This is a genomic window from Campylobacter sp. BCW_6468 (genome assembly GCF_001762865.1).
GTDB classification, from domain to species: Bacteria; Campylobacterota; Campylobacteria; order Campylobacterales; family Campylobacteraceae; genus Campylobacter_D; species Campylobacter_D jejuni.
Window position 1 is genome coordinate 1 of sequence record NZ_MJXQ01000044.1, and the last position, 7360, is coordinate 7360.

Sequence of the window (7360 nt, forward strand, 5' to 3'; positions counted from 1 at the left end):
AACAATGCAAAAAATACTTCAAATCGATTTAGAAAAAAGAAAAGCTTTAGAGAATTTCAAAAATCTAGCTTTATTAGGATTAGGTGGAACAATGCTTTTAAATTTAAAAGAACAAGCTTTGGATTTTAGTCAAGAATTAACTTATATAAATACTTATGATAAGTATTTAAATTTAAAGCTTGATTCTTTTTATATCCCTTCTACACTTTTATCTTTGCTTCAATTAACTAAGAAAAGCAAAGAAGCTTTTTATATCAATGTTTTAATCAATAGCAATACACATTATAAAAATCCTTTATTACAATATGCTATTACCCAAAAACAAGAACAAGAAAATATCGTTTATGCTTTAAAAAATAATGAAAATCTTAATGCTTCTTTTGCAAATCTTAATGCTTTAAAATTAGCCTTAGAAGAAAAGAATTTTTATCTTAATTTTATAGACTTAAACAGCAAAGAAAGTCTTTTAAGTTTTTATAATCAAATAATAAGCAATAATCATTTTAGAAATTATTTTTATATAAAAAATAATCAATTTTTTATTAAAAAAGATATAAAAAATAAAATTTTATTTCATAATATAAATTCTTCTTCTATTATAAGTAATTATCTTAGATTGTTAAATGATTTTAATACTTTAAGCAAGATAGAACTCATAAATATATTAGAAAGTTTAAGTTTATATAATCTTTCAACTTTAATGCAAACTATGCAAAATATACAATCAAAAAATGAATATAACTCAAAAGACTTTGATAAAGATAGTATCTTTTTATCTAATATGATTATGAATGTGAGATTGAAGTAAAAAGATAGTAGATTTAGCAGGTGTGATTTGTTAATGAAAATATACATCTTCAATTAATTTGAAAAAATAGCAAGGTTTTAAAAAAGCAATACAAGAGAGAAAATTTAAAGAATTTGGGTAATGCAATTGAATGCAACTGAATTTTAGTAGATATAAATTTAAATAAAATTTATCAAGAAGTTTTTTCTATAAAGACTATGCATTTTTTAAAAAAAAGTATTTTTAAACCAAAGTTTTTCCTATGATAATAAAACCTATTATTTAAGAAATTAAACTTAAAAATGAAAATTTGATTATCAAAGTTCCTAGTGATTTTTCAAAGCTTTAGAAGATATTATAAAACTCACATAGTATAATCAGAAAGCTATTTTTGAAAATATAAAAACTCTTTTTTTAAGATTTTAATATAAATTGCCAAAAAATAACACTTGAGAGTAAAAAACAAATGGTGCCTGAGGTCGGACTCGAACCGACACAAGGTTGCCCTTACTAGATTTTGAGTCTTGACATTAAACTCTTTTATTATTTTTAATAATTATTTTTTCTAGCTCTTTAGATAATTTTTCAACATTTAATGAAATATCTTTGAAAGATTTTTCTAAATTGTTTTCATTTATTCTTACACTTTTACTGCTTCTTAGAATTTTTAAAAGCTTATAAAGAAACTCAAAATATCTAAAATAATAAAACTATAGATAATCTAGAAGATAAGAAAAAAGACAAAAACTATTTTTTAAAAAAAAGATTAAATGAAAAATACTTCTAAATATCTATAAAATAGCTGTTTGTAAAGGTTTTTGATTTTCCCATCAGTGGGAGAAAAACTGCTCGTGGTGGAAAAAAATTAAAAAGTAGTTTTTCCCAAAATAATTAATAAATTTCATCATATGAATTATAATTTGTGTTTTTATTTGGGAAATTATCATTTTTTGGGAAAAATGTGTTATAATGTATTTTATTTTTTGGGAAAAGGTTAATAATGGCAAAAATAGTTAATTTAGAGAATAGAGATACTAAAAAATTATATAGTAGTGTTCAGGAAAAAATTGATGCTACAACTGGAGAAGTTACTACCGTAATAAGTTCTTTTTTACAAAGAGAAAAAACTAAAGATGATTTTATTAAATTATTTGTTGAAAACATTAGTTTTCTTACTGATAATCTTTCAAATCCTGCTTTAAGGGTTGTTTTGATGATGGTTAAAAATTTAAATTACCAAAATGTCTTTAACTATAATAGCGATTTTGTTCATTATTTCGAAAGTAAAAAGATTTTAGGGAAGTCGAGTGTTTATCGTGCAATAAAAGAACTTGAAGACAAGCAAGTTATTTTTAAAGTAACAGAAGAACAAAGAAAAGAATATGATATCATAGGTTCAAATTCATATATTATGAATCCGCAGATCATAGGCAAAGGTTCTTTTAAAGATCTTAAAAAATTAAGACAAACTGTTGTTAAAACTTTTGATTTTGATAATTTAGAATTTAAACAAGAAATATCAGTTGAGAGTGAATATGAAGGATTTGAACAGGTTAAGAAAAATCCAGATAATTATGTTATTGAGGAAGTCAAACAAATAGCCTCAAATAAGAATACAATAGAAAATCAAGTTATTATTTTTGAAAAAGACAACGATCAAGATTATCCAAAAGAAGAAATAATTGGTGTTAAAGTGGATGATAACAAAGAAGAGCAACCTGCTCTTTTTGTTGAAAATAAAAATGAACAAAATGCAAAAGCTTTTATTAATAAATTTGCAGGTATGTTTAATGGAGCTTTTCATCCGAGCAAAACAGTTAAAGAAATGAAAAAAGAATCTTTAGAGAATGATTTAAAAGAGGGTAATATATGAAAAAAGTATTTCTTGATACAAATATTTTTATTGATTTTTTTGATGAAACAAGGGTAAATAATGAGCAAGCTAAGCAATTAATATATTTTTTAATATCAAATGAAATAAAAATCGTATTTTCTGAAGATATGATTTCAACTATTGCCTATTTAATAGACAAAAACAAGCTACCAGCTCTTATGTCTTTTTTTAAAAGCACAATAACAAACCCATATTTTGAAATAGTATCGTTTGGCTCAAGTGTTATTAATATGGCTTGTGATTTTCATTTGCAGAATAAAGGTGATTTTGAAGATTATTTGCAATACTTTTGTGCAGAAAAAGAAAATTGCTGTGCAATTTATACTATGGATAAAAATTTTCCAAATTTAAAAATACCTATAAAAAGATATGGTGATACAAACATATAATAATATTTCATCTATCTCGTGTTAAGATATTTAAAATATTCAGAAATTAGAGGATAATATGAAAAAAAATAAAAACATAGTAGAATATATATTATTTTATATAGATAAAATAATATATATTCAAAAAAATCACTAAATAAGGTAAAATTTCATGAGCTGCTATCGCAGATAAGATTATCTTCCTATAATGATGATATTATCAAGCATTATGATAATCTTAAACTTGTAGGAAAAATCACTCCAAAAATTGCTACATTAGAAATTATTCTTAGAAATAAACTTGATAGTAAATTATCAGAACAAGATAATGATTGGATAAAAAACTCTAATGATGAAAATATTAAAAAAGCTAAAGATGAAATTGAATATAGAGAAAAAAATAGAAATTTATCTCATCATCAATATCTTTCTTGTATGAGCTTAGGAACTATTATTCATCTTATCAAAGAAAATAAATTACAAAACTCTATAATGGATTTAAAAAATATCAATTTTAGAAACTACAATCAACACAATAGAAATTTCTTTTTTGAAAATGGTATAAAATTACGCTTTAGAAATACGCATAAGGTTGATATTGTTCTTAGCTTATTACAAAATCTAAGAAATAGAAGTTATCATTGGGAAAATATTTTAAAAACTACAGAAAAAAATGGCAAACATTATCCAAGATTAACAACAAAGATTGAGAACACTCATGTAGGAGTAGATCCGCAAAAAATAGATCTATTCTTAAGTGATTTAATTAAAACATTTAACGAAGAAATTTTGGAATATTGTTAATATAAAAAAAGTGGGCTGCTAGGAAGCCCTTTGAATTTAATTGCAATTATAGCAATAATAATATTAAAGGAAACTAAAAGGATATACGATGCCACAAAAAAGAATTTATCTTTATGTTCCATTTAAAGACAAAGAAAAAGTAAAATCATTAGGGGCAATGTGGGATGATAAAGAAAAAAAATGGTTTGCTCCAAAAAGCTTAGATAAAAATATTTTCTCACAATGGTTTTATCCGCACCAAAATAAAGAATTTTCATTTGATGAAAATGAAGTTTTAACTACTTTTAAATCTGCTTTAGAAAATCAAGGTTTAATTATTGATGGTTCACCTATCATGGATGGCAAAATCCACAGAGTAAAAACAACAACAGATAAAGGTAGAGAAATGAGTGGAGCTTATAGTGGATTTTTAGATGAATACCCTGCTGGTTTTATTCAAAATTTTAAAACAGGTATTAAAGAAAATTGGAAAATGCCTTTAGAAAATGCAAAACAAAACATTGTAAGTTATCAAACTCCTAGTCAAAAAAGATTACATAATTCTACAAGCAATAATACGAAACAAGACATTTTAGAGCTTCAGCAAAAAACAGCATTAAAAATTGAAGAAGAATATAATCAAGCTAATTGGGCTCATTCAAATCATCCTTATTTAAAGAAAAAAGGTTTTAGTGAAAACTTTTATCTTAAGCAGGATAACAAAGGTTCTTTACTTATTCCCTTAAAAGATGAAAATGGCAAATTATGGTCTGTGCAAAGAATATTCCCAAATGGTGATAAAATTATTGGTGTAATTAAAACTAAAGAAGAAAAAGAGCAAGGCATTGAATATTCTGCAAAAAAATCTGGATGTTTTCACCTAATAGGTGCAAAAAACCTAGAATATTGCAAAGAATTTATCATAGCAGAAGGCTTTGCTACTGCTGCAACTATATACAAAGCACTCAATAAGCCTGTAATAATGGGTATAGATGCTGGAAACTTATCAAAAATCGTTGAAACCCTAAAAAACAAATTTCAAAACACTCCTATTACCTTAATAGCCGATAATGATAAAAAAAGAGAATTAAAAGGTCTTTCTAATGTCGGGGTGGAAACTGCAAAAGAAATTCAACAAAAATTTTCAGATATTAAAGTTATTATTCCAAAAATCAGCAATCAAGAAGCAGAACAAGGAATAAGTGATTTCAATGACATTTTTTTAAATAAAGGGCTTGATGAAGTCAAAAAACAATTAAATTTCATTGATTTTCATAATAAACTTAAAGCTTTTAAATCTATGGAAAAAACACAACCTGAAAAAGAGATAACTAGACAATAATAGCTACTCTTTGTAATCATAATATATAATAATATATAAAAAATATTTTTTATATATTATTAGTTAATAATAGAATATTTTAATTACTATAAATATACAAAAAAAGGATTAAAAATGAACAATACAATCAAACTAACTTTATTAAGTGTAGTTACTGCTTGTGTTTTTTTGCTTGCTCTTCAGAGCCAAAAAAGTATGTAATACTATGAAGATCCAAAAAATGCTACAGAGTTAGAATCTAAAATCAAAGAATGTGCAAATGCTTCAAGTTATTCTAAATCATTTAATTACAAACCACAAGTAAGTACAAAAGAACTTATGGAACAAGTAGAGAAAATATAAATGAATGATCTTTTTCAAACCCTGGGTGAAAGCATAACAATAAATCATTGATGCTATAAGACAAAAAGTCACAAATAATAAGGTTGTTTGAAAGTAAATAACTATTATATATTACTAATTTTTAATATATAATAGTTATTTTTAGTAATTAATGTCATACATTAATTACTATTTTATAATTCTCTTATTATATATGTAAAATCTTTTTTAATATTCATTAAATTATCAATGCCGCTAGTTAAGATAATTTGAATTTTCTTATCTACAATTATATATCTATCGTGCAAATAATCATATTTTTCGTTAATTTCAGCATCTTTATTCTCTACAACCAACCATTCTTTATATATATTTTTCAAGTTGGAACATAAATTTTTGGGAAATTTCATTCCATTTTCAATAGGATAAAAAATGTTTAATTTTTTTCTCGGAAAGCATTCTTCAGCAAATTTTATAAATTGCTTCTGATTTTTATTTATAAATTTATCATAAATAAACAAATGATTTGCATTTAAAAATATGGCTTTTAAATGTTCTTTAGCTTTTTTTCTATCTTCATTTTTTATAAAACTAGCTGTAAAATTATTTTCTATTTTATCTTCAAAAATATTTACATAGGGAAAATTATATTGTTTCTCAGATAAAATAATTTTATATATAGTATTCTTAGAAAGACATTCTAAATCATCGCTATATTCTAAACTAGTCTTTTGTCCGAGAATAGATTTTAAAGTTTCACTATCATAATATCTTCTCATATATTCTTTTCGTTTTATCTTTAAAGTCTTTTTTAAAATAAAAAATAAAACAAAAACTATAAATTTTAAAACAATATTTAAAAAATTTACTTTGTTTCTTTTACCTGTATATCTTTTATTATTCTTAGTAGGAGGATGTTCTTATAAATATATGGATCCGCAGTATTATAAGTTTAAGAGCTTGTGTTATTTTAATTTGGGAAAAGTGTTGATTGAGGATGAATCTATAAAGAATAAAACGAATATAATAGTGACACCTAAAAGTAAGCAAATAAAAGATAGGATAGTGGAAACTAGATTTGAAAGAAAAAATGAAAACCAAGTAGTGTATTATCGTATTAATACATATTTTTATGATAATTATGGTATATTCTTGAAAGGCGATGAGGGTGCTGGATTATATTTTAGATATATGGAAGTATTAAGTTGTAAGAATATTGACAAAAAATTTAAGAAAGATGACTGGCAAGTTGAAACTTTGGAATAACAAATGAGCAAAAACATTAAAACACAAGAAGCTAAATTAGACTTAATCACTAAATTTTTAGACTATGCTGATATAGCAGATGCTAGTTATGCTATGTTGCAATATGTTTGGGAAAATATAGAGCAAGATGAAAAGAATAATATTTATAAAGCAGATAAACTTACTTTTGGTGATAAATTAAAGCAAGATATTGTTATGAAAAATAGTAAAGGGGAAGATATTGTAAAACCTAAAAATACAAACACAGCTTATGCTTGTGCTATACAAGCTCGTTTTGAACAAAATAAAATAGTTAAAATAGAACCTAAATATTGTATTTCTCTTATAAATACTTGTTTTGATAGTAAAGAAATAACATTGGATAATGATATTAGTAGGGTAGGGTTAAATGATGCACTGAGTAAAAGAACTATTGATTTTGTAAATAGATTTAAACTTTTAAAACATCAGCCCAACACTACAAATTGTCTTATGAAAAAACAGAGAAAATTAAGAGGAGTTAATAAATGCTAGAATTCTTTGTTAATCTTTTAATATTTATTCTTATATTTTTCTTTTTTGTTTTTATATTTTCTATTATTTTATATTTTATCTTTAAA

The 7360-nt window shown here is 23.8% G+C and carries 8 protein-coding genes; 7 read left to right on the forward strand and 1 reads right to left on the reverse strand.

All coding sequences use genetic code 11. The features are described 5' to 3' along the window. The 5 genes from AJ889_RS09015 to AJ889_RS09035 all read left to right on the forward strand — a co-directional run. Window positions 1-808: hypothetical protein (locus tag AJ889_RS09015; RefSeq protein ID WP_224362736.1), on the forward strand; the 808-nt coding region annotated here is incomplete at its 5' end. A gap of 979 nt (window positions 809-1787) precedes the next feature. After that, window positions 1788-2660 (forward strand): replication/maintenance protein RepL, encoded by an 873-nt coding sequence (locus AJ889_RS09020; RefSeq protein WP_002902200.1) that lies wholly within the window; start codon window positions 1788-1790, stop codon window positions 2658-2660. Beyond that, complete coding sequence (locus AJ889_RS09025) at window positions 2657-3070, forward strand: PIN domain-containing protein (protein ID WP_002902203.1); 414 nt, start codon at window positions 2657-2659, stop codon at window positions 3068-3070. Before AJ889_RS09020 ends, AJ889_RS09025 begins: the two co-directional genes overlap by 4 nt. A 114-nt stretch (window positions 3071-3184) precedes the next feature. Further along, window positions 3185-3853: a hypothetical protein gene (locus AJ889_RS09900; protein ID WP_052775884.1), complete on the forward strand. Its 669-nt coding sequence runs from the start codon at window positions 3185-3187 to the stop codon at window positions 3851-3853. 88 nt (window positions 3854-3941) lie between these two features. Continuing rightward, window positions 3942-5174, forward strand: a complete 1233-nt coding sequence (locus AJ889_RS09035; protein ID WP_019109226.1) for a DUF5710 domain-containing protein — start codon at window positions 3942-3944, stop codon at window positions 5172-5174. Window positions 5175-5689: 515 nt separating this feature from the next. Here AJ889_RS09035 and AJ889_RS09040 read toward each other — a convergent pair. After that, complete coding sequence (locus tag AJ889_RS09040) at window positions 5690-6274, reverse strand: hypothetical protein (protein ID WP_002902211.1); 585 nt, start codon at window positions 6272-6274, stop codon at window positions 5690-5692. A 208-nt stretch (window positions 6275-6482) separates the two neighbouring features. Here AJ889_RS09040 and AJ889_RS09045 point away from each other — a divergent pair, with 208 nt between their 5' ends. Next, window positions 6483-6761, forward strand: a complete 279-nt coding sequence (locus tag AJ889_RS09045) for a hypothetical protein (protein WP_126207698.1) — start codon at window positions 6483-6485, stop codon at window positions 6759-6761. Between the two features lie 3 nt (window positions 6762-6764). Beyond that, the gene (locus tag AJ889_RS09050; protein WP_052778921.1) at window positions 6765-7274 is read left to right on the forward strand and encodes a hypothetical protein; all 510 of its coding nucleotides are present in this window, start codon (window positions 6765-6767) and stop codon (window positions 7272-7274) included. Window positions 7275-7360: the final 86 nt, after the last annotated feature.